Raw genomic sequence first — 22,585 nt, forward strand, 5'->3', positions numbered from 1 at the left:
TTTCCGCATTGTTTTTATTGTAGGTAAAATAAAAATACACTTGATAGTATTGTGGATGGCGAAAAGGCGCGCTAAAGCGTTGATTTTGTGCCATCCGGATGAATGAGGCAACAATGAACCTGTGGGCTTACGTAGCGAAACGCTTGTTGCTGATGCTGCCGACCCTGGTCGGCGTGGTCAGCATTACCTTTGCGGTGATCCAGTTCGTGCCGGGCGGCCCGGTCGAGCAGGCGCTGCTGGAACTCAAGGGGCGCGGCGCGGCCGGCGAGGCGTCCGGCGGCGGCGCGGCCGAATACCGCGGACGGCAGGGCATCGATCCGGAGCGGGTGGCCGAAATCAAGGCGCTGTACGGTTTCGACAAGCCGGCGCCGGAGCGTTTCTGGCAAATGCTGAAAGGCTTCGCCAGCTTCGATCTGGGGCAGAGTTTTTACCATCACAAGGATGTCTGGCAACTGGTCAAATCCAAGCTGCCGGTCTCGATCACGCTCGGGCTGTGGACTTTCTTCCTGACCTATTTCGTCTCGCTGCCGCTGGGGATTGCGAAGGCGATCCGCGAAGGCAGTCGCTTCGACGTGGCGTCGAGCATGCTGGTGCTGGTCGGCTATTCGATCCCGGGTTTCGTGCTGGGCGTGTTTTTGCTGGTGATGTTCGGCGGCGGCAGCTTCGTGCAGTGGTTCCCGCTGCGCGGCCTGACTTCGGACAACTGGGACATGCTGTCCGTGCTCGGCAAGGTGACCGATTACCTGTGGCATATCACGCTGCCGGTGACCGCGTCGGTGGCCGGTTCGTTTGCGGTGATGACGATGCTGACCAAGAACACCTTTCTGGAAGAAATCCGCAAGCAGTACGTGCTGACCGCGCGCGCCAAGGGCCTGAGCGAAAACGCGGTGCTGTACAAGCACGTGTTCCGCAATGCGCTGATCCCGCTGGTGACCGGCTTTCCGGCCGCCTTCATCGGCGCCTTCTTTGCCGGCAGCCTGCTGATCGAGACCCTGTTTTCGCTCGACGGCCTGGGCCTGCTGTCGTACGAATCGGTGGTGCGGCGCGATTATCCGGTGGTGATGGGAACCTTGTATTTATTTACGCTGATCGGCCTGGTGGTCAAGCTGCTGGGCGACCTGTGCTACGTCTGGGCCGATCCGCGCGTGCAGTTTGAAAGCCTAAACCGATGACAACATCCTCGATTTCCCCCGGGCGCCGCATCTGGCTGCGCTTCCGGCAAAACCGCCGCGGCTACTGGAGCCTGATCCTGTTTTCGGCGCTGTTCGGCCTGAGCCTGATGGCCGAACTGCTGTCCAACGACAAGCCGCTGGTGGCGCGCTATAACGGCGAACTGGTGTTTCCGGTGCTGAAAACCTATTCGGAAAAATCCTTCGGCGGCGACTTCGATTCGCCGGCCGATTATCTGGACCCGTTCATCCGCGACCAGTTCCGGAAAAACGGCAACTGGGCGCTCTATCCGCCCAACACCTACAGTTTTGATACCCTGAATTATTTCGCCACCTCGCCCAATCCGGCCCCGCCGTCCGGCGAAAACTGGCTCGGCACCGATGACCGCGGCCGCGACGTGACCGCGCGCTTGCTGTACGGCTTTCGGGTCTCGGTGCTGTTTGCGCTGGCGCTGACTTTTACCGGCGTGCTGCTGGGCATGGTCACCGGCGCGGTGCAGGGTTATTTCGCCGGCAAGACCGATTTGCTGTTCCAGCGCTTCATGGAAATCTGGAGTTCGATGCCGGAACTGTACCTGCTGATCATCTTCGCCTCGATCTTCGAGCCCAGCATCAGCCTGCTGCTGGTGCTGCTGTCGCTGTTCGGCTGGATGGGCTTGTCGGATTATGTGCGGGCCGATTTCCTGCGCAACCGCAACCTCGAATACGTGCAGGCGGCGCGCGCGCTGGGTTTATCGAATGCGCAAATCATCTGGCGCCACGTGTTGCCGAACAGCATGACGTCCGTGGTCACCTTCCTGCCGTTTCGCATGAGCGGCGCAATCCTGGCGCTGACCAGCCTGGATTTCCTCGGGCTGGGCGTGCCGCCGTCGACCCCGAGCCTGGGCGAGCTGCTGGCGCAGGGCAAGAACAACCTGGATGCCTGGTGGATCGCGCTGTCGACCTTTGCGGTGCTGACCATCACCTTGCTGCTGCTGACCAATATCGGCGACGCGCTGCGCAATGCGCTGGATGTCAGGAGGAAGGCATGAGCCTGCTGCAGATACAAAACCTGAGCGTGGCCTTTGGCGCGCCCACTGTCGTCGACGACGTCAGCTTCACGATTGCCGCCGGTGAAAAACTGGCGATTGTCGGCGAATCCGGCTCCGGCAAGACCGTCACCGCCTTGTCGATTTTGCGGCTGAACCAGGACGCGCGCTATAGCGGGCGGATCGAATTCGAGGGCAAGGACATCCTGAGCCGCCCGGAAGCTGCGATGCGCGCGTTGCGCGGCAAGGACGTGGCGATGATCTTCCAGGAGCCGATGACGGCCCTGAACCCGCTGTTTACGATCGGCAACCAGATTGCCGAAGTCCTGATGCTGCACGAAGGCATCGATGCCAAATCGGCCGCATTGCGCACCGTCGAGTTGCTGGAGAAGACCGGGATTCCCGAGGCGGCGCGCCGTGCGCTGTCGTATCCGCATCAGCTGTCCGGCGGCCAGCGCCAGCGCGCGATGATCGCGATGGCGCTGGCCTGCAAGCCGAAGCTGCTGATCGCCGACGAGCCGACCACCGCGCTCGACGTGACGATCCAGGTGCAGATCCTGGAGCTGCTGAACCAGCTGCAGCGCGAAGAAAACATGGCGGTGCTGATCATCTCGCACGACCTGAATCTGGTGCGCCATTTTGCCGACCGGGTCGGCGTGATGGAACGCGGCCGTCTGGTGGAAATCGCGCCGACTGCAGAGCTGTTTGCGAATCCGCGCCAGCCCTACACCTGCCAGTTGCTGGCCAGTCGTCCGCAACGCCAGGTTGCTCCGGTGGCGGCTGACGTGCCGGTGCTGCTGGCCGCGCAACAGTTGAGTTGCACCTTTCCGATCAAGCAGGGCTGGTTCAGGAAATCCCAATTCGTCGCGCTCGATGACGTCACCTTGACATTGCAGCAGGGCGAAACGCTGGGCATCGTCGGCGAATCCGGCTCCGGTAAATCGACGCTGGGCATGGCCTTGTTGCGGCTGTCGTCGGCGGTCGTGGAGGGGAATATCCAGTTTGACGGACAAGCGGTGAGCGCGATGTCGAGCGCCGCGGTGCGGCCGCTGCGCGCCAAGATGCAGGTGGTGTTCCAGGACCCGTTCGCGTCGCTGTCGCCGCGCCGCACCATCGAGCAGATCGTCGGCGAAGGGTTGGCGCTGCACCAGCCGCAGCTTGACGCCGCCGCGCTGCGCGCCGCGGTGGTCAATGGTTTGCTCGAAGTCGGCCTGAGCGCCGACATGCTGTCGCGCTATCCGCATGAGTTTTCCGGCGGCCAGCGCCAGCGTATCGCGATCGCCCGCGTGCTGGTGCTGAAGCCGGAGTTGATCCTGCTGGACGAGCCGACTTCGTCGCTGGACGTTTCGGTGCAGCAGCAGGTGCTGCTGCTGCTGGCCGAATTGCAGCGCAAGTACGGCATGGCTTACCTGTTCATCAGCCACGACCTGGCCGTGATCCGGGCGATGGCGCACCGGGTGCTGGTGCTGAAGGACGGCAAGGTGCTGGAATCCGGCCCGACCGAAGCGGTGCTGTCGCAGCCGCGCCACCCGTACACGAAGCGGCTGCTGGCGGCTTCAGCCTATGCGGTGGATGGGCGCGCTGCGACTGGATTGCCGGCTGTCGTGGCTTGAATTTCCACTCTAATTTTCAATTAAAATATGGAGTATGTTAAATAATGTACTAATTTCCGCATAAATATAAGCGGTCATTAAAAATACAGCATCTGGTATGTTTTTCGGATTGAAAGCCTGATCCAGTGCTCTTCAAGGAAAAGTCGTGATGAAAAATGCGCATATTCGTATCATTTCGAGGCCGCTAGGCATGTTGCTGGCGGCGCTGATCCTGGCATCCTGCAGCTCGGTCCAGACCACCCAGGGCGGCGCGGTCGGCATTGGCCGCACGCAAAGAATGTCGGTGTCGGAGCAGCAGGTAGAGCAGGCGGCGCGCCAGCAATACGGTGAAGTGCTGGCCGATGCGCGCCAGAAAGGCACGCTGAACCGCGACGCTGCGCAGGTGAGCCGGATGCGCGGCATTGCCAGCCGCCTGATTGCGCAGACCGGGGTATTCCGCCCCGATGCGCGCAACTGGCAGTGGGAGGAAAACCTGATCACCGCGCCCGAGGTCAATGCCTGGTGCATGCCCGGCGGCAAGATTGCGGTGTACACCGGCTTGATCGAAAAGCTGCGGATCAGCGACGACGAACTGGCTGCGGTGCTCGGCCATGAAATCGCCCACGCGTTGCGCGAGCATGCGCGGGAGCGGGCTTCGCAGCAGGTCGGTACCGACCTGGCCTCGGCCGGGGCCGAGATCCTGGGCGCCATTTACGGCATCGAAGGGCTGGGCAAGGTCGCCAGCACCGGCCTGCAGCTCGGCATCGGCTTGCCGAATTCGCGCCTGCACGAGACCGAGGCCGACCGCATCGGAGTCGAATTGGCAGCCCGCGCCGGCTTCGATCCGCGCGCCGCAGTCAGCCTGTGGCAAAAAATGGCGCAGGCCGGCGGCAGTGCGCCGCCCGAGTTCCTGTCCACCCATCCGTCGCGCGAAAGCCGCCAGAGCGATCTGACCGATTATGCGCAGCGCGTGATGCCGCTGTACGAGCAAGCGCGGAAAAAGCGCTGATGGAGTGCCGCAGCGGCTTCTGGCCGCCTGCAAATATGGCATAATCGAACGCTAATTTACGCATTTACCCGCTTTTTATCCGCTTAAAATATGGCCAAGACGCTCTACGACAAACTCTGGGATTCGCACGTGGTACACGTCGGCGAAGACGGCACCACGATACTGTATATCGACCGGCATCTGCTGCACGAAGTCACCAGCCCGCAGGCTTTCGAGGGGCTGAAGCTGGCCGGGCGCAAGCCGTGGCGGGTCGCCGCCAACCTGATGGTGGCCGACCACAACGTGCCCACCACCGACCGCGCCAACGGCATCGCCGACCCGACTTCGCGCCTGCAGGTGGAAACCCTGGACGCCAATGCCGCCGAATACGGGCTGACCTACTTCAACATGCGCGACAAGCGCCAGGGCATCGTCCACGTGATAGGGCCGGAGCAGGGTGCAACGCTGCCCGGCATGACGGTGGTCTGCGGCGATTCTCACACCTCGACCCACGGCGCGTTCGGCTGCCTGGCGCACGGCATCGGCACCTCCGAAGTCGAGCACGTGCTGGCCACCCAGACCTTGCTGGCAAAAAAATCGAAGGCGATGCTGGTGCAGGTGGACGGCGCGCTGCCGTTCGGCGTCACCGCCAAGGACATCGTGCTGGCCGTTATCGGCAAGATCGGCACCGCCGGCGGCACCGGCTACGCGATCGAATTTGCCGGCTCGGCCATCCGTAGCCTGTCGATGGAAGGCCGCATGACGGTCTGCAACATGGCGATCGAAGCCGGCGCCCGCGCCGGCATGATCGGTGTCGACGACACCACCATCAATTACGTCAAGGGGCGGCCGCTGTCCCCGGTTGGCCCGCACTGGGACCGTGCAGTCGACTACTGGCGCACGCTGCATACCGATGCCGGCGCCCGTTTCGATCTGGTGGTGACGCTGAACGCCGCCGACGTCAAGCCGCAAGTGACCTGGGGCACCTCGCCCGAGATGGTGGTCTCGATCGACGACCGGGTGCCGGATCCGGACCAGGAAAAAGATGCGGTCAAGCGCGACGCGATGGAAAAGGCGCTGGTCTACATGGACTTGAAGCCGAATACCGCGATTTCGGACATCCGCATCGACAAGGTCTTCATCGGCTCCTGCACCAATTCGCGCATCGAGGATTTGCGCGCCGCCGCCGCCGTGGTGCGCGGCAAGTATCGCGCTTCCAACGTCAGGCTGGCGATGGTGGTGCCGGGCTCCGGCCTGGTCAAGGATCAGGCCGAGCGCGAAGGCTTGGACCGGATCTTCCGCGATGCCGGTTTCGAGTGGCGCGAGCCGGGTTGCTCGATGTGCCTGGCCATGAATGCAGACCGCCTGGAGCCGGGCGAGCGTTGCGCATCGACCTCGAACCGCAACTTCGAAGGACGTCAGGGCCAGGGCGGCCGTACCCATCTGGTGTCGCCCGAGATGGCTGCCGCCGCCGGTATCGCCGGACATTTCGTCGATGTGCGCTTGCTCCGTTAATCCACTTATCCGCAAAAATCAACATGAAAAAATTACTCACCCTGATCTGTATCGCTTTCGCCCTCAGTGCCTGCAACACCATGGAAGGGTTTGGCAAGGATGTCCAGAAAGTTGGCAGCAAGGTTGAGGGTGCAGCGAGAAAATAAAGCAAATATCATGGAAAAATTTACCGTACTCGATGGCCTGGTAGCACCGCTGGATCGCGCCAACGTGGATACCGACGCCATTATCCCGAAGCAGTTCCTGAAATCCATCAAGCGCTCCGGTTTCGGTCCGAACCTGTTCGACGAATGGCGTTATCTCGATCATGGCGAGCCCGGCCAGGATAATTCCCGGCGTCCGCTCAATCCCGATTTCGTGCTGAATCAGCCGCGCTATCAGGGCGCCTCGATACTTTTGACGCGCAAGAATTTCGGCTGTGGCTCGTCGCGCGAGCATGCGCCGTGGGCGCTGGAGCAATACGGTTTCCGGGCCGTGATTGCGCCCAGTTTCGCCGATATCTTCTTCAACAACTGCTACAAGAACGGCTTGCTGCCGATCGCCCTGACCGAATTGCAGGTCGACCACCTGTTCAATGAAGTCAAGGCGTTCCCGGGTTTCCGGCTGGTGATCGATCTGGAACAGCAGTTGGTGACGACCGCCAACGGCAGCGTCGCGTATCCGTTCGATATCGATGCCTTCAGGAAATACTGCATGCTCAACGGGCTCGACGACATCGGACTGACATTGCGCCAGGCCGACACGATCCGTGCTTTCGAAGAGCGCCACATTGCATCCCAACCCTGGCTGGCCAACACCATTTGATACTTGTGTTTTTGGCGCCTTGTCAATTTAGTTATTTATAGCAAAGAACCACCATGAAAATCGCAGTCTTGCCGGGTGACGGCATCGGTCCTGAAATCGTCGAACAAGCGGTGCTGGTACTCAACGCGCTGGGCGAATCCTTCGAGATGGAAACCGCGCCGGTCGGCGGCGCCGGCTACGAGGCGCACGGCCATCCGCTGCCGGAAGGCACGCTGAAACTGGCAAAAGAGGCCGATGCGATCCTGTTCGGCGCGGTCGGCGACTGGAAATACGACACCCTGGAGCGCGCGCTGCGCCCGGAGCAGGCGATTCTCGGCTTGCGCAAGAATCTGAACCTGTTTGCCAATCTGCGGCCGGCTATCCTGTATCCGGAACTGGCTGGCGCATCCACGTTGAAGCCGGAGGTGGTGTCCGGGCTGGATATCCTGATCATCCGCGAACTGACCGGCGATGTCTATTTTGGCCAGCCGCGCGGCGTGCGCGAATGCCCGGACGGCCCGTTCAAGGGGCAGCGCGAAGGCTTCGATACCATGCGTTATGCGGAAGGCGAAATCCGCCGCATTGCCCACGTCGCATTCCAGGCCGCGCAAAAGCGCGACAAGCGCCTGACCAGCGTGGACAAGGCCAATGTGCTGGAAACCTTCCAGTTCTGGAAAGAGATCGTCATCGACGTCCATCGCGAATATCCGGACGTCGCGCTCGATCACATGTATGTCGATAATGCCGCCATGCAGCTGGTGCGGGCGCCGAAGAAATTCGACGTCATGGTGACCGGCAATCTGTTCGGCGACATCCTGTCGGACTGCGCCGCGATGCTGACCGGCTCGATCGGCATGCTGCCTTCGGCTTCGCTGGACGCCAACAACAAGGGCTTGTATGAGCCGTCACACGGCTCCGCGCCCGATATCGCCGGCAAGGGCGTGGCCAACCCGCTGGCGACGATCCTGTCGGCGGCGATGATGTTGCGTTATTCGCTGAACAAGCCGCAGCAGGCCGACAGGATTGAAGCTGCGGTCAAGAAAGTGCTGGCGCAGGGCTTGCGCACACCGGATATCTTTGAGGCAGGCATGCGCAAGGTCGGCACCAGGGAAATGGGCGCGGCAGTCTTGCAAGCGCTGGTTTGAATAATGCCCAATATTGAAATATTTTTGAAATTGCACTTGAGGAAATCATGAAATTAGTCGGTTTGGTCGGTTGGCGTGGCATGGTCGGTTCGGTCCTGATGCAGCGCATGCAGGAAGAGGGCGATTTCGCCCATATCGAACCGGTGTTCTTTTCGACATCGAACGCAGGCGGCAAGGCGCCCGCGATGGCGAAGAATGAAACGACGTTGAAAGACGCCGGCGATCTCGACGCGCTCAAGAAGTGCGACGTCATCATCACCTGCCAGGGCGGCGATTACACTACCGAGGTGTTCCCGAAGCTGCGTGCGGCAGGCTGGAACGGCTACTGGATCGATGCGGCGTCGACGCTGCGGATGCAGGATGATGCCGTGATCGTGCTCGACCCGGTGAATCTGGACGTGATCAAGGCCGCGCTCGGCAAGGGTGTGAAGAATTACATCGGCGGCAATTGCACCGTGTCCTGCATGCTGATGGGTCTGGGCGGCTTGTTCCAGCACGATCTGGTGGACTGGATGACGTCGATGACCTACCAGGCAGCCTCCGGCGGCGGCGCCCAGCACATGCGGGAATTGCTGACTCAGTTCGGTACCATCAATGCTTCGGTGAAGGCGCTGCTGGACAATCCGGCCGCCGCCATCCTCGAGATCGACCGTCAGGTGCTGGCCAAGCAGCACGCGATGAGCGACGATGAAACCAGGCAGTTCGGCGTGCCGCTGGCCGGCAATCTGATTCCTTGGATCGACAAGGATCTCGGCGACGGCATGTCGCGCGAAGAATGGAAGGCCGGCGCCGAAACCAACAAGATACTCGGCAAGGGCGAAGCGTTCGGCTCCAGGGCGATTCCGGTCGACGGCCTGTGCGTGCGCGTGGGGGCGATGCGCTGCCATTCCCAGGCCTTGACCATCAAGCTGAAAAAAGACGTGCCGCTGGATGAAATCAACGACATCATCGCGCAGAACAATCAATGGGTGAAAGTGGTGCCGAACAACCGCGAGGCATCGATGCGCGACCTGACGCCTGCTGCCGTGACCGGCAGCCTGACGATTCCGGTCGGACGCATGCGCAAGATGCAGATGGGCGGCGAATACCTGTCCGCATTCACCGTCGGCGACCAACTGTTGTGGGGTGCGGCAGAGCCGTTGCGCCGCATGCTACGGATATTGCTGGAAGCATAATTTTTTGTTGCTAGTGCGCAACTGAAACCCGCCAAACGATCATTAGCGAGAATGTTTGGCGGGTTTTGCATGTCAGGGGCTGCCGACACTGTTTTCTTTAGGCACTCCATCGTGAATGCGCAGCGGCAAGACGCCCGATGCATCTGGAAATGGCCTCAGGAGGAATGGTTCGCTTGCACCGCAAACTAGGTAATGATATGTTGGTATCCCTGAGAATAATGTTGCCGTGAAGCAGTAATTATGTTTCTTGCAAGGTAAGCTAACCCTAAGCATGAATATGCCAATCAATATGCATCCAAAAAGCGCACCTACATTTATTTTGTTCGGCTTGAAAACACTAAGCGCTGCTGTTGCTTCGGTCATATTGTCTTCCGCTGCGCATGCTGCCGGCCTGGGTAAGTTGACGGTGTTGTCTTCGCTCGGGCAGCCGTTGCGGGCAGAAATCGAACTGTCATCCGCCGGCAAGGATGAAGCTGGATCCTTGGTCGCGAAATTGGCCCCGGTCGAGGCATTCCGGCAAGCCAAGATTGACTTCAATCCTGTTCTGTTGTCATTGCATTTCGCCGTTGAGCAACGGGGCGGGCGTCAAGTCATCAGCATGACTTCGACTCAACCGATCAATGAGCCGTTCGTTGACGTACTGCTGGAGCTGGGCGGCAGTAACAAGGGGCGTCTGATCCGGGAGTATACTTTTTTGCTGGATCCGGTCGATTTGCGCCTGAGTCAGAATACACAGGTAGTCGCGCCGGCAGAGGTGGTAGTCGCCGAGAGGGCCCAGGCAGCGCCGGCTCCGGCCGTGCCCCTGGAAGAAAGGGCTGCGCGCGTCAACCGTTCGGCGCCAAAAGAACGTTCGAAGCCGATTGCAGACGCAAAATCGACCAGCTATCAGGTCAGGAGCGGGGATACGCTGACCCGGGTTGCAGCAAAATTCAAGCCGGAAGGCGTTTCGCTGGATCAGATGCTGGTTGCCTTGTACCGGGCCAATCCGAATGGATTTGCCGGTAATAACATGAACCGGATGCGTGCCGGCTATGTGCTGTCTGTTCCGGACAGCACTACCGCAGGCAACGTTTCGGCAGCAGGCGCTGCCGTCGTCGTCGTGGCTCAAGCCGCCGATTTCAATGCGTATCGGAACCAGCTGGCCGGCAAGATTGCCGGAAACGCCGCAGAATCCCCGGCAACAGCAGTACAAAGTGCGGCAGGCAAGATCACGACCAAAGTCGAAGAAACGCAGGCAATTGTTGCTGAATCGAAAGATAAACTGAAGTTATCCAAGGCCGATGCCGCGACAGGCAGGGCCGCGGGTTTGGCTAACGCAACTGCGGCCATCGATGTGAATGGGGTTGCAACCGAAAAAGCGGCGGAAGAAGCCAATGCGCGCATCAAGAGCCTGGAGAAAAACGTAAGCGACTTGCAAAAGCTTCTCGAGGTCAAGAGTAAAGCGCTGACCGAACAGCAACTCCATGCGCAAACCGCCTCGATTGAACCACCCAGCCCACCGGGCGTCGCGTCACCAGCAACCGTTTCCAGTGTTGCAGCAAAAAACAAAGTGGCCGAAGCACCGCCGGCGCAGCCTGGTTTTTTCGACGAATTGCTGGATAATCCCCTGTTGTTGCCCGGCGCCGGAATTCTGGTAGCCATTCTGGGTGCCTTCGGCATCTACAGTAATCGCCGCAGAAAAAAACCGCACAACAAATTTGACGGCAGCACGCTGGCTGCCTCCAGTTTGCAAAGGAATTCACTGTTTGGCTCGACCGGCGGCCAGAGCGTGGATACCAACAATAGCGTATTCAACTCCAGTTTCTCGCCGTCAGCCAGTCAACTTGACGCCAATGAAGTCGACCCGGTTGCTGAGGCGGATGTCTATATTGCTTACGGGCGCGATGCCCAGGCTGAAGAAATTCTGAAGGAGGCGTTGCGGACACAGCCGGACCGCCATCCGGTTCGCCTGAAGTTGCTGGAAATCTATGCAAGTCGCAAGGATTTGCGTTCTTTTGAGATGCTCGCCAGCGAATTGTATGGGATGACGAGGGGGGAAACCGATGAGTGGCATCAGGCTGCCCGGCTTGGTGCTGCACTCGATCCGAATAATTCTTTATATGCAGGCGGTGCGCTGTCCGAAGAGGTCGCTGCCAAGGCCGTTGCATTGGGTACTCCCACCCTGCCTCTGGAAGAGCTTGATCCGGAGGCCCTCCTGACCAATTCGCAGTCACATGCCGGCGTTGATTCGGCGCTGTTTGCATTCGATACTGCCAAGTCGGTGATAGGGGAGCGGCTTGATTTGGCTGAATCGACTGATCCGGCTCCTGATGGTCTTGCCGAAGCGAGGAATTCGATTTTCAATGGGCTGGATTTTGATTTGGGCCAGATTGCCAACGCCACATCGGTATCCGACGTTGCCGCAATCAGGAAATCCGATGCCGGCAGTATCGATTCTGCAACCGAAGCACTGGCTGAGCCGTCCATGCCGGAAATCGCTGAAGGTGTCGCGCCCGTTCCCTCCCTTCTCAAGTTCGATTTGGGCGAAGTCGATTTTGACTTCCTGGAAAGTCCGGCGATTGATAATGCAACGGCAGGTCAAGGCAACCATTCTCCCGTAGCAGATGCGGCTCCTGCCGCATTGGCTGTACGGGAATCTGACGCTGAAGCCGGACTTGATGCGGATGATCCGGATATTGCGGGGCTGGAGTTCGATTTATCCGGAATTGACCTGGAATTTAATCCGGCCCAGCAGTCGGGCGCAGCATCCCAGGTGGAATCAAACCCTGCGGCGCATTCCGATATGGTTTTCGGCGATGTTGGAATGTCAACCAAACTCGACCTGGCAATTGCTTACCGGGAAATTGGCGACAAGGAGGGCGCGCGCGAATTGCTGGATGAAGTATTGAAAGACGGCTCGCTGGCGCAAATCGAAAAAGCCAAGTCTATGCTGGCGGAACTGGCCTGATTTTTATATTACGAAAGACGGGCGCAGCGCTTGGCTGACGCCCGTTTTATTTTTGATATTGGATGGATCTGAATTGAAGCGCATTGCTCTCGGTATTCAGTACGACGGTTCGCCCTGGTCCGGCTGGCAAACCCAGCCGGATGGACGGACGGTTCAGGATGTGCTGGAATCCGGACTCGGAGCATTCACACTGCGTGAGATCGCAACCGTGTGCGCCGGTCGTACCGATGCCGGTGTCCACGCAATGGAACAAGTGGTGCATTTCGATACCGACATAAACCGGGAAGCAGCTTCCTGGGTGCGCGGCGTGAACGCATTTTTACCGCCATCGATTGCAGTGCGCTGGGCATGCGAAGTCACCCGCGACGCGGCGGACGCTTTTCATGCGCGCTTTGGCGCGATCGCGCGCACCTACCATTATGTTTTGTACAATCATCCGGTCCGATCTCCGCTGTTGTCCGGAAAGGTCGGCTGGGTATTTCGTCCGCTGGACGAAAACAGCATGCGTATTGCAGCCAGATCGCTGATTGGCGTACATGATTTCTCCGCCTTCCGGGCCGCGCAGTGTCAGGCAAAATCCCCGGTCAAGACAATGCATGACATCGATATCGTGCGCAAAGGCGATTTGGTCGTGATCACCTTGCGTGCCAATGCTTTTTTGCATCACATGGTTAGAAATATTATCGGATCCCTGATATTTGTCGGCAACGGCAAGAAGTCGCCCGACTGGCTAAAGGATGTGCTTGAAGGCCGCGACCGCAAGTATGCAGCGCCCACATTCATGCCCGATGGGCTGTATCTGGCGAAAATAGAATACGATCGAAAATGGCGATTGCCGCAGGAAGAATTGAATCTTTTCCCTTGTGGATGAGACTGCAAAACGGCTTGCATTTATTTAAACATGCAAGGGGTATGCGTTATGTCGTGTCTATATCCACTTGAATTCATCGACCATTAAAAAATACGGCACGCAGTATGCCTTCAATGAAAAACCGTTGGATGAGCAAGGATTGCTGTGGATTGGAGCAGAATCGCCTGTCATTACGCTGCAAATACAGGCATCAACCGGCGCTTGGCGCCATTTTGTCAGAACCTGCTTCAAACTGGAGCGAGCAGGCGGATGCCACTTAGATACTGACTCCGCCCTGCACTATTTGCCGAATAAACGCATAATGCGTTTTTGATATTTATGAAATTTGCAGGACCAAACATGCAGCGCAGCAGAAGAGTTTCCGTAGCACCGATGATGGACTGGACCGACAGGCATTGCCGATCATTTCATAGAAAAATTACGCGCCACACCTGGCTGTATACGGAAATGGTGACTACCGGAGCACTCCTGCACGGGGATGTTGCGCGACATCTGGATTTCAGCCAGGAAGAGCATCCGGTTGCATTGCAGCTAGGTGGAAGCGACCCGGGCGATTTGGCTAAAAGTGCAAAGCTGGGCGAGTCGTGGGGCTACGATGAAATCAACCTGAATTGCGGCTGCCCGTCGGAGCGCGTGCAAAAAGGCGCTTTCGGCGCCTGCTTGATGTTAGAGGCGAATCTGGTGGCCGATTGCGTAAAGGCGATGCGCGATGCCGTGGCGATTGACATCACCGTGAAACACCGGATCGGCGTGGATCAGGTGCAGTCATACGATTTTGTGCGCGATTTTGTCGGGACCGTGGCGCAGGCTGGGTGCGCGACCTTCATAGTCCATGCCCGCAATGCGATCCTGAAGGGGTTGAGCCCAAAGCAGAATCGCGAGATTCCGCCATTAAAGTACGAATTCGCCTACCAATTGAAGCGCGATTTTCCGCAACTCGAAATTCTTCTCAATGGCGGCGTCAAAACATCCGATGAAATCGACGACCATCTCCGGCACCTCGATGGCGTGATGCTGGGGCGCGAGGCGTATCACAATCCTTACCTGATGGCGGATTTTGACGTACGCTACTATGGCGACGGTGCTCCGATCAAAACCCGTGCCGAGGTGCTGGAGGCAATGGTTCCATATGTCAGGAATCAACTTGCGCGTTACGGACAGAATGCCGGAGGCGGGGTGCGGCTTAATAGCATTACACGGCATCTGCTTGGCTTGATGGCGGGAATGCCTGGCGCGCGCGGGTTTCGGCAATTGCTTTCAGACTCGGAGCAGTTGGCGGCCAACGATCCCGCATTGTTGATAAGAGCGTTGGAGAAGATCCGGGTGTCGTAAATAGGTATATCTGTTATGTTGATTTATAAATTTGCTGATTTGCACTGGCGCGCAACTAGTGCGCTGATTCTATTTGCCGCAGCCGGGGATTTCGGGCGGCAAGACTTTTCTGATATAATTCGCCGATTGCAGTTATAATTTCCGAAGTTTAAGCAGGCGCTAGTTAATCTCATATTGGGTTGGCAGGCGGATTCTGTCTCATAGGCAGAGGCAAAACAAGTTCGATGGCAGTATCAGCAATGCCATAGCGGTTTAGCCGCGCAACTCTTTCAAATCGTTATTCATTTCAAATTCGGCAACGTGTTTGCTGGAAACTGGTACCAACAAAATATCTGGCTGGTCGGCGTTTTGAAAAATCGTCGTCAAATACAATCTCGCAATAGTCGCTTAAGATTCTGCACATGAATACTCCAGAGGCTAAAAAAGTCCTCGAAACAGCCTTGTTGTGCGCGCACGAACCCTTGTCAGTTCATGATATGAGGAAATTATTCGGTGGCGGCGAGGATGCGTTGGGTAGTGAAGATATTAATTCGATTCTCGAAGAGTTGTGCGCAGACTGGCTGGGCAAGGGTATAGAAATGGTTTTTTTATCGTCCGGTTGGCGCGTTCAAAGTAAACCGGAGATGAAGGCGTACTTGGATCGCTTGAATCCGGAGAAGCCACAGCGCTATTCGAGAGCGACCATGGAAACCCTGGCAATCATTGCCTATCGGCAGCCGGTGACGCGGGGCGACATAGAGGAGATACGTGGTGTTGCCGTTAATTCGCAAACGATAAAGTTGCTGGAGGAGCGGGGATGGATCGATGTCGTCGGGTATCGCGATGTTCCGGGGCGCCCGGCTTTGCTTGCCACTACCAAGCAGTTTTTGAGTGATCTCGGCTTAGTTTCTCTGGATAAGCTGCCGCAACTGCAGCAGGCATCGAAAATCGAAATGCAGGGTGAGACCTTGCAGCAAATGCAAGCGATGGAGGCGGATCTTCAACTTGCCGCAGGTTTGGCAGAGGTCAGTGCTGGCTCTGCTCATGTAGAGCCAGACAGCAGCATCGGCGATGTCACTCCATATTCTGCACAAGGCCAGGAGCCCGATGTGCACATTCCCGCTTCACAAATTGAGGCCGTTTCTTCATCTATATGCGGCGGAATCAGTGATTGACGCGAATGCGAACAGTAATATCACGAAATAAACAATGAACACGTCCAATCCAAATAATCCTCCGCTGGAAAGCTCCGATACACCTGCTCAAGGTGATAAGGTGGTACCAGAAAAAAACAACCGTGTGCGCACGCGGAAAAAAACGACCGACATAAAACCAATGGGCGCAGAGGTTGAAGTGCCGCCGGTCAAGCGTGCAGCGCGCGCCCCGCGCACTCCGCGGAAAACAGAGCCGACTTTACTTCCATCGCAACTGGCTGGTCAGGCTGCGCCCGCAGTTGCCCCTGTGCAGGAAAATTCTGCTGCTGAACCGCTAGTTGCCACGGCGCCGGCAGCAATCGCGCCGGTACAGGACTCATCACGGCAGGAGCGAGACGGTCGCGGGAACGGCATTCGGCAAAAGAGGCAGGGTCAGTCCGGGCGCGTTGCATCAAAATCGCCCAATGCCCGGGGGAATGGCAAGGCATCACAAACGCGCTCAAAGTCAGTTGATGCTGATGCACTCTTTTCGTTTGTTACTTCCGAAGCGTTCGATCATAGCCAGACCGATGGTACTGAAAGCAATTCACGTCAGGCTAACCGTACCGCACAGCCGAAAAACGTCAGGCGTGATCTGACTGCGGACGATGACGCCCCCAAGTTGCATAAAGTCTTGGCCGAGGTGGGGCTCGGCTCGCGTCGCGACATGGAGGATCTGATTATATCGGGACGTGTCTCCGTCAACGGCGAGCCTGCCCATATCGGGCAGCGAATTTTGCCGACGGATATTGTGCGCATCAATGGCAAGCAGATTCAGCGAAAAGTCAGCAAACGCCCTCCCAGGGTGCTGGTGTATCACAAGCCTGCAGGCGAAATTGTCAGTCATAACGATCCGGATGGGCGGCCGTCAGTCTTTGACCGCTTGCCGAGCATGAAGGCGGGGAAATGGCTGGCGGTCGGTCGCCTGGATTTCAATACGGAAGGCTTGTTGTTGTTTACAACGTCCGGAGATCTTGCCAATCGCCTCATGCATCCTCGTTATGGCATTGACCGCGAGTATGCGGTTCGAACTCTAGGTGAACTGGAGGAGGGCATGCGCCAGAAACTGCTGAGCGGGGTCGAGTTGGGGGACGGCATGGCGCAGTTTTCCAAAATTGCCGATGGCGGCGGTGAGGGCATTAACAAATGGTACCGGGTCATTATCGGTGAAGGTAGGAACCGCGAGGTGCGGCGCATGTTCGAAGCGATCGGATTAACCGTGTCGCGCCTGATCCGTACCCGGTACGGCTCGATGACCCTTCCACCTAACCTGAAGCGTGGCCGCTGGGAGGAAATGGAGGAAAATACGGTGCGAGAATTGTTGGGATTGTGCGGCCTAGATAAAATTGCCGCCAAAAGTCGCGGCGGTGAATCTGTGGGGTATGGCGAAAATCGGGATCGCAAAAATGTTGGTGACCGTAAAAAGAATCCGAATTCGAATTTCAAAAAGCAGGGGCAGGGCTTTGAGCTGGCAAAAACTCAGCCGGCCAGAAACCGCCAGCCTGACCCGCTCCAGACCACGTTTGGTTATGCCGGCATGGGGCAGCCGCGGCGTAATCCTGGACGCCAGTCATATGGGGCGAATCCTCAGCAAGTGGCTCCTCGCCGACGCAATAAGGCGTAATTCCACGAGTTGAATTGGTCCAGGGGAATTATTTCTTGAAATTCCCTGCGTTTTCATGATAATACGTACACCGCCCCTCGGATGCGGGAAGATTTTTTACATTGCGGCATGCGGGGCAGTCGTATATAATGCGCTAACTTGAAAAGTCGCTCTGAATTCATTGTTGGCTCACAGTTTGGCTTGGCGTGTAAATAAAAGATGGGCAGAGGCCCATTTTTTTTTTGCTGAATGGTTTTCGAATCCAGTGGGCGCTGTTGTGGCGTGGCAGGGTTGGCTTATGTACGGAGAATGTTTTGCGTTTGCTGGATTTAATTGAAAAAACAGTTGTCGGTATGGGCTATGAGCTTGTCGATTTCGAGCAGGCGGAGCGTGGCCTATTGCGCGTGTATATTGATTTCGTGCCGGAAGATGCTGAAAAAGGCCTCACCATTACAGTTGAAGATTGTGAAAAGGTGAGTCACCAGTTGACGCATGTATTGACGGTCGAGAATGTCAATTATTCTCGACTTGAAATTTCATCGCCGGGACTGGATCGTCCGTTGAAGAAATTTTCTGATTATGTGCGATTCACGGGGCAGGAGGTGCAGGTCAAATTGCGCTTGCCAATGCCGGGGGCGTCGAATCGCAAGACGTTTCAAGGCATTCTTCATGAACCTCTGGGTGAGGTGTTGAGGTTGGAGTTTGAAGGAAATGATGGGATGGCGATGCTGGATTTTACGCTCGCTGACGTAGATAAGGCACGATTGGTGCCGAAAGTGGATTTTAGGAGCCGCAAAGCATGAGTCGAGAAGTTTTATTATTGGTTGATGCGTTAGCGCGTGAGAAAAATGTCGATAAGGATGTGGTTTTTGGTGCGCTTGAGCATGCACTGGCACAGGCGACGAAGAAGCGATATGACGGTGATGTCGATATTCGTGTGAATATCGATCGTGAAACAGGCCAATTCGAATCCTTCCGTCGCTGGCATGTTGTGCCTGATGAGGCTGGTTTGCAATTGCCGGATCAGGAAGTTTTGCATTTTGAGGCAAAGGAGCAGATTGCCGACATCGAAGTTGACGATTACATAGAAGAGCCAATTGAGTCAGTCGATTTCGGACGCCGTTTTGCGCAAGACACAAAGCAAGTTGTATTGCAGCGTATTCGTGATGCGGAGCGCGAGCAGATTCTGGTGGATTTCCTTGAGCGCGGCGATTCGCTGGTTACCGGCACCATCAAGCGCCTGGAGCGCGGGGATGCAATTGTCGAGTCTGGTAAGATTGAGGCTCGCCTGCCTCGGGATCAAATGATCCCCAAGGAAAATCTGCGGATCGGTGATCGTGTGCGCGCCTATATCCTGAGAATAGATCGCAATGTTCGTGGGCCGCAGGTAATTCTTTCGCGTACGGCGCCGGAATTCATCATGAAATTGTTTGAACTTGAGGTTCCTGAGATAGAGCAGGGCAGCCTTGAAGTAAAGTCGGCTGCTCGCGACCCTGGGGTGCGGGCGAAAATTGCCGTGTTTACCAATGATAAGCGCATCGATCCAATCGGTACCTGTGTGGGTATGCGCGGCTCGCGCGTGCAGGCGGTGACTGGCGAGTTGGGTGGTGAGCGTGTGGATATCGTGCTGTGGTCAGAGGACCCTGCGCAATTCGTGATTGGCGCGCTGGCGCCGGCGAATGTGCTGTCGATTGTAGTGGACGAAGAAAAGCACGCAATGGACGTCGTGGTTGATGAGGAGAATTTGGCTATTGCAATTGGTCGCAGTGGGCAAAATGTGCGTCTGGCCTCGGAGTTGACGGGCTGGAAAATCAATATCATGACGGCAGAGGAATCGGCTGATAAATCAGCGTTGGAAACCGCCGCAATACGCTTGATTTTCATGGATAAGCTGGATGTCGACCAGGAGGTCGCCGATATCCTGGTCGAGGAAGGCTTCACCAGCCTCGAAGAAGTTGCTTATGTGCCGATTAGCGAAATGCTTGAGATCGAATCTTTCGATCAGGAAACGGTGAATGAATTGCGTACCCGGGCCCGAGACGCGCTGGTATCCGAGGCGATTGCCTCGGAAGAGGGTCTTGATGGCATGGAGGAAGGTCTTGTAAATCTTGATGGCATGGACCGCATCACCGCTGGCAAGCTGGGCTTGGCGAAGGTCAAGACAATCCGAGCATTTGCCGGCCTGGCGTACGATGAATTCGGTGCAATTCTGGCATTGCCGGCAGACCGTGCGCGACAATTGATCGAAAATGAATTTGAAGATGTGACGGATGATGAAATGAAGCTCATCGATGCCAAGTACGATGAACGCGCCAAGGCACTGCAAACCAAGGCTTGGAGCCTGGTTGATGTCAAGTGATTTGAGCGTTTCATTATTATCTGTCGAGCAACATAGAAAAGAGGACTGAATGGCGAGTAACAATGTAGCCCAATTTGCCACCGAGCTGAATATGTCAGCGGATCTGCTGCTGACGCAGTTGCACGCCTCTGGCGTACAAAAAAGCTCGGCGTCCGATCCGCTGTCGAAGGAAGACAAGGATAAGCTTCTCGATCATCTGCGCCGGACACATGGTGCCGCGCAGGATGGCGATAAGAAGAAAATTACGTTGACACGTAAGGAAACGACAGAGATCAAGCAGGCTGATGCTACCGGCAAGTCGCGCACGATTCAAGTGGAAGTGCGCAAGAAGCGTACCTTTGTCAAGCGCGAAGATGCGCCGACAGATGGGGCGGATGTTGTCGCGACTTTGCCCGTGGTCGATGCGGATGAGATCGCTCGGCGCGAAGAAGAGATGCGGCGTCAAGCGGAGTTGATTTCTCGTCAGGAGGCGGAGTTACGCGAAAAGCAAGAGCATTTGGCGAAACTTGAGGCTGAAAAGGCGGCGCAGGCCGAAGCGCAAGAAAAGGCATTGCAGAAAGCCAAGGTCGAGGCGGAAAAAAATGCTGCCCAGGCTGTGCTGGCTGCGGCGACAACGGGCGGAGCCGCTGCTGAAGATAAGAAGCGCGTTGCCGCTGAAGAAGCCAAGAAAAAGTCTGATCTGCAAGCCAAGGAATCTGCCGAGAAAACCGCGGCTACCGAACGGGCACGTAAAGCTGTAGCAGACGAAGTTGCGCAAATCAAGGCCATGTTGAGTGCGCCGCGCAGAGTAATCAAGGCGCCTGAGCCGGCACCAGTAGCACCGGTGGTGGCAAAGGCTGCCGAAGGCACGCTGCATAAGCCTGCGGACAAGAAGCCAGGCGAGAAAAAGCCGGTAGTTGTCGATAAAAAATCCATTAAGTCAGCCAATGTCTCCTCGACCTGGCAGGACGACGCCGCCAAAAAACGTGGAGTCAGCACAATCAAGCCACGTGGCAACACGGGCGCCGGACGCGACGCCTGGCGTAGCGGTTCGCGCGGTGGACGCAGAAATTCCCATGCTGATGACCACAGCACCAATTTCCAGGCGCCTACGGAGGCCGTAGTCAAAGATGTCTACGTGCCGGAAACGATTACAGTTGCAGAGTTGGCGCACAAGATGTCTGTCAAGGCATCTGAAGTCATCAAGCATTTGATGATTCTGGGCCAGATGGTGACGATCAATCAGGTTCTGGATCAGGAAACAGCAATGATTCTGGTTGAGGAGATGGGGCACAAGGCATTCGCTGCGAAGCTGGATGATCCGGAAGCGTTGTTGGAATCGAGCGCTGCGCATGCGGATGTCGAAATGTTGCCGCGTGCTCCGGTAGTGACTGTCATGGGCCACGTCGATCACGGTAAAACGTCGTTGCTCGATTACATTCGTCGCGCCAAGGTGGCTTCCGGCGAGGCTGGCGGAATCACCCAGCATATTGGCGCCTATCACGTCGAAACGCCGCGTGGCATGATCACTTTCCTTGATACGCCAGGTCACGAGGCATTTACAGCGATGCGCGCACGTGGTGCGCAGGCAACGGATATCGTTATCCTGGTTGTGGCAGCCGATGACGGCGTGATGCCGCAAACCAAAGAAGCGATCGCTCATGCGAAAGCAGCTGGCGTGCCGTTGGTCGTTGCGATTAACAAGATTGACAAGCCGGGTGCCAATCTGGACCGCGTCAAGCAGGAATTGATTGCCGAACAAGTCGTGCCGGAAGAATATGGCGGCGATGCGCCATTCATATCAGTTTCTGCAAAGACCGGCCAGGGCATTGATGATTTGCTGGAGAGCGTGCTGCTGCAGGCAGAAGTCATGGAGCTGAAAGCGCAGCGGGACGCACCTGCCCGTGGTTTGGTTGTGGAGGCCCGACTTGACAAGGGGCGCGGTCCGGTTGCGACGATACTTGTGCAGTCGGGCACTTTGAAGCGCGGCGATGTGGTTTTGGCCGGCTCTTCCTACGGTCGTGTTCGTGCCATGCTGGACGAAAACGGCAAGAGCATTACCGAAGCGGGCCCATCGATACCAGTGGAAATTCAGGGTTTGACAGAGGTTCCGGTAGCTGGTGAAGACGTGATGGTGATGGCTGACGAGCGCAAGGCGCGTGAAATCGGCTTGTTCCGCCAAGGCAAGTTCCGCGATGTGAAACTTGCGAAACAGCAGGCTGCCAAGCTTGAAAATATGTTCGAGCAAATGGGCGAGGGCGAGGTTCAGAACCTGCCTTTGATCATCAAGACCGACGTCCAGGGTTCGCAAGAGGCGCTGGTGCAATCGCTGCAAAAACTGTCGACCAGCGAAGTGCGTGTGCAAGTGGTGCATGCCGGCGTTGGCGGTATCAGCGAATCGGATGTCAACCTTGCGGTAGCGTCCAAGGCCGTCATCATCGGCTTCAATGCGCGTGCAGACGCTTCCGCGCGCAAGCTGGCAGAGGCGAACGGCATTGATATCCGCTACTACAGCATTATTTACGATGCGATCGATGAGGTCAAAGCGGCGCTGTCCGGCATGCTGGCTCCCGAGAAGCGCGAGCAGGCGCTGGGCTTGGTTGAGATTCGTCAGGTTATTCTGGTAAGCAAGGTTGGTGCGATTGCCGGTTGTTATGTGCTTGACGGCGTCGTCAAGCGTGGCGCTTCGGTGCGACTGTTGCGGGATAATGTGGTCATCTGGACCGGAGAGCTTGATTCCCTGAAGCGCTTCAAGGATGATGCGAAAGAAGTGAGGGCCGGCTTTGAATGCGGCCTGACACTGAAAAACTTCAATGACATCAAAGAAGGCGACCATCTGGAAGTGTTCGAGGTTCAAGAGGTTGCACGTACGCTGTAACGCTCCGCTGCCGCATTTCTTTCTCAGCGTCGTTGTTCGCTTATGGATG

At 57.0% G+C, this 22,585-nt stretch carries 19 protein-coding genes; 18 read left to right on the forward strand and 1 reads right to left on the reverse strand.

Translation table 11 applies throughout. The features are described 5' to 3' along the window. Positions 1–113 precede the first annotated feature (113 nt). From HMCN_RS0104990 to asd, 9 genes are all read left to right on the forward strand, one after another. Complete coding sequence (locus HMCN_RS0104990) at positions 114–1,172, forward strand: microcin C ABC transporter permease YejB (RefSeq protein WP_025916339.1); 1,059 nt, start codon at positions 114–116, stop codon at positions 1,170–1,172. Beyond that, positions 1,169–2,200, forward strand: coding sequence for an ABC transporter permease (locus HMCN_RS0104995; RefSeq protein WP_025916340.1), 1,032 nt, complete (start codon positions 1,169–1,171; stop codon positions 2,198–2,200). Before HMCN_RS0104990 ends, HMCN_RS0104995 begins: the two co-directional genes overlap by 4 nt. Beyond that, positions 2,197–3,810, forward strand: coding sequence for an ABC transporter ATP-binding protein (locus HMCN_RS0105000; protein ID WP_025916341.1), 1,614 nt, complete (start codon positions 2,197–2,199; stop codon positions 3,808–3,810). Before HMCN_RS0104995 ends, HMCN_RS0105000 begins: the two co-directional genes overlap by 4 nt. 148 nt (positions 3,811–3,958) lie before the next feature. Further along, on the forward strand, positions 3,959–4,798 hold the full coding sequence (locus tag HMCN_RS0105005; RefSeq protein WP_025916342.1) for a M48 family metallopeptidase: 840 nt from the start codon (positions 3,959–3,961) through the stop codon (positions 4,796–4,798). Between the two features lie 90 nt (positions 4,799–4,888). Then, complete coding sequence (gene leuC, locus HMCN_RS0105010; protein ID WP_025916343.1) at positions 4,889–6,292, forward strand: 3-isopropylmalate dehydratase large subunit; 1,404 nt, start codon at positions 4,889–4,891, stop codon at positions 6,290–6,292. 23 nt (positions 6,293–6,315) lie between these two features. After that, positions 6,316–6,438, forward strand: coding sequence for an entericidin A/B family lipoprotein (locus HMCN_RS0105015; RefSeq protein ID WP_025916344.1), 123 nt, complete (start codon positions 6,316–6,318; stop codon positions 6,436–6,438). 10 nt (positions 6,439–6,448) lie between these two features. Next, positions 6,449–7,096 (forward strand): 3-isopropylmalate dehydratase small subunit, encoded by a 648-nt coding sequence (gene leuD / locus HMCN_RS0105020; RefSeq protein WP_025916345.1) that lies wholly within the window; start codon positions 6,449–6,451, stop codon positions 7,094–7,096. 53 nt (positions 7,097–7,149) lie between these two features. Beyond that, positions 7,150–8,220 carry a 3-isopropylmalate dehydrogenase gene (leuB, locus tag HMCN_RS0105025; protein WP_025916346.1) on the forward strand — a complete coding sequence of 357 codons (1,071 nt, stop codon included), beginning with the start codon at positions 7,150–7,152 and terminating at the stop codon, positions 8,218–8,220. Between the two features lie 47 nt (positions 8,221–8,267). After that, on the forward strand, positions 8,268–9,395 hold the full coding sequence (asd, locus tag HMCN_RS0105030) for an aspartate-semialdehyde dehydrogenase (RefSeq protein WP_025916347.1): 1,128 nt from the start codon (positions 8,268–8,270) through the stop codon (positions 9,393–9,395). A 72-nt stretch (positions 9,396–9,467) separates the two neighbouring features. Here asd and HMCN_RS19745 read toward each other — a convergent pair whose 3' ends face one another. Then, complete coding sequence (locus HMCN_RS19745; protein ID WP_238551964.1) at positions 9,468–9,932, reverse strand: hypothetical protein; 465 nt, start codon at positions 9,930–9,932, stop codon at positions 9,468–9,470. Positions 9,933–9,993: 61 nt separating this feature from the next. Between HMCN_RS19745 and HMCN_RS0105035 the strand changes: the two genes are divergently transcribed. The 9 genes from HMCN_RS0105035 (at position 9,994) to infB (ending at position 22,536) form a co-directional block, all read left to right on the forward strand. Next, entirely contained in the window at positions 9,994–12,342 is a 2,349-nt protein-coding gene (locus HMCN_RS0105035) for a FimV/HubP family polar landmark protein (protein WP_304412703.1), read from the forward strand. A 73-nt stretch (positions 12,343–12,415) separates the two neighbouring features. After that, positions 12,416–13,213 (forward strand): tRNA pseudouridine(38-40) synthase TruA, encoded by a 798-nt coding sequence (gene truA, locus HMCN_RS0105040; RefSeq protein WP_025916349.1) that lies wholly within the window; start codon positions 12,416–12,418, stop codon positions 13,211–13,213. Between the two features lie 67 nt (positions 13,214–13,280). After that, positions 13,281–13,526, forward strand: a complete 246-nt coding sequence (locus HMCN_RS17310; protein ID WP_035625882.1) for a hypothetical protein — start codon at positions 13,281–13,283, stop codon at positions 13,524–13,526. Positions 13,527–13,552: 26 nt separating this feature from the next. Next, positions 13,553–14,545 (forward strand): tRNA dihydrouridine(20/20a) synthase DusA, encoded by a 993-nt coding sequence (gene dusA, locus HMCN_RS0105045; RefSeq protein WP_193366393.1) that lies wholly within the window; start codon positions 13,553–13,555, stop codon positions 14,543–14,545. A gap of 401 nt (positions 14,546–14,946) precedes the next feature. Continuing rightward, the gene (gene scpB, locus HMCN_RS17315; protein WP_025916351.1) at positions 14,947–15,699 is read left to right on the forward strand and encodes an SMC-Scp complex subunit ScpB; all 753 of its coding nucleotides are present in this window, start codon (positions 14,947–14,949) and stop codon (positions 15,697–15,699) included. A 34-nt stretch (positions 15,700–15,733) separates the two neighbouring features. Next, positions 15,734–17,341, forward strand: coding sequence for a pseudouridine synthase (locus HMCN_RS18555; RefSeq protein WP_081801415.1), 1,608 nt, complete (start codon positions 15,734–15,736; stop codon positions 17,339–17,341). 293 nt (positions 17,342–17,634) lie between these two features. After that, positions 17,635–18,123 carry a ribosome maturation factor RimP gene (rimP, locus tag HMCN_RS0105065; RefSeq protein ID WP_025916353.1) on the forward strand — a complete coding sequence of 163 codons (489 nt, stop codon included), beginning with the start codon at positions 17,635–17,637 and terminating at the stop codon, positions 18,121–18,123. Further along, a complete protein-coding gene (gene nusA, locus HMCN_RS0105070; RefSeq protein ID WP_025916354.1) occupies positions 18,120–19,679 on the forward strand; it encodes a transcription termination factor NusA in 1,560 nt (519 codons plus the stop codon). The genes rimP and nusA overlap by 4 nt, the downstream gene beginning before the upstream one ends. Positions 19,680–19,728: 49 nt before the next feature. Further along, positions 19,729–22,536, forward strand: coding sequence for a translation initiation factor IF-2 (gene infB, locus HMCN_RS0105075; protein ID WP_025916355.1), 2,808 nt, complete (start codon positions 19,729–19,731; stop codon positions 22,534–22,536). Positions 22,537–22,585: the final 49 nt, after the last annotated feature.

The organism is Herminiimonas sp. CN (genome assembly GCF_000622895.1).
Taxonomy (GTDB): domain Bacteria; phylum Pseudomonadota; class Gammaproteobacteria; order Burkholderiales; family Burkholderiaceae_D; genus AVCC01.

What these genes read in the sequence shown, in the direction of transcription:
- HMCN_RS0104990 (WP_025916339.1), top strand. Translation starts at nt 114, where the DNA reads ATGAACCTGTGGGCTTACGTAGCGAAACGCTTGTTGCTGATGCTGCCG.
- HMCN_RS0104995 (WP_025916340.1), top strand. Translation starts at nt 1,169, where the DNA reads ATGACAACATCCTCGATTTCCCCCGGGCGCCGCATCTGGCTGCGCTTC.
- HMCN_RS0105000 (WP_025916341.1), top strand. Translation starts at nt 2,197, where the DNA reads ATGAGCCTGCTGCAGATACAAAACCTGAGCGTGGCCTTTGGCGCGCCC.
- HMCN_RS0105005 (WP_025916342.1), top strand. Translation starts at nt 3,959, where the DNA reads ATGAAAAATGCGCATATTCGTATCATTTCGAGGCCGCTAGGCATGTTG.
- leuC (WP_025916343.1), top strand. Translation starts at nt 4,889, where the DNA reads ATGGCCAAGACGCTCTACGACAAACTCTGGGATTCGCACGTGGTACAC.
- HMCN_RS0105015 (WP_025916344.1), top strand. Translation starts at nt 6,316, where the DNA reads ATGAAAAAATTACTCACCCTGATCTGTATCGCTTTCGCCCTCAGTGCC.
- leuD (WP_025916345.1), top strand. Translation starts at nt 6,449, where the DNA reads ATGGAAAAATTTACCGTACTCGATGGCCTGGTAGCACCGCTGGATCGC.
- leuB (WP_025916346.1), top strand. Translation starts at nt 7,150, where the DNA reads ATGAAAATCGCAGTCTTGCCGGGTGACGGCATCGGTCCTGAAATCGTC.
- asd (WP_025916347.1), top strand. Translation starts at nt 8,268, where the DNA reads ATGAAATTAGTCGGTTTGGTCGGTTGGCGTGGCATGGTCGGTTCGGTC.
- HMCN_RS0105035 (WP_304412703.1), top strand. Translation starts at nt 9,994, where the DNA reads ATGACTTCGACTCAACCGATCAATGAGCCGTTCGTTGACGTACTGCTG.
- dusA (WP_193366393.1), top strand. Translation starts at nt 13,553, where the DNA reads ATGCAGCGCAGCAGAAGAGTTTCCGTAGCACCGATGATGGACTGGACC.
- scpB (WP_025916351.1), top strand. Translation starts at nt 14,947, where the DNA reads ATGAATACTCCAGAGGCTAAAAAAGTCCTCGAAACAGCCTTGTTGTGC.
- HMCN_RS18555 (WP_081801415.1), top strand. Translation starts at nt 15,734, where the DNA reads ATGAACACGTCCAATCCAAATAATCCTCCGCTGGAAAGCTCCGATACA.
- nusA (WP_025916354.1), top strand. Translation starts at nt 18,120, where the DNA reads ATGAGTCGAGAAGTTTTATTATTGGTTGATGCGTTAGCGCGTGAGAAA.
- infB (WP_025916355.1), top strand. Translation starts at nt 19,729, where the DNA reads ATGGCGAGTAACAATGTAGCCCAATTTGCCACCGAGCTGAATATGTCA.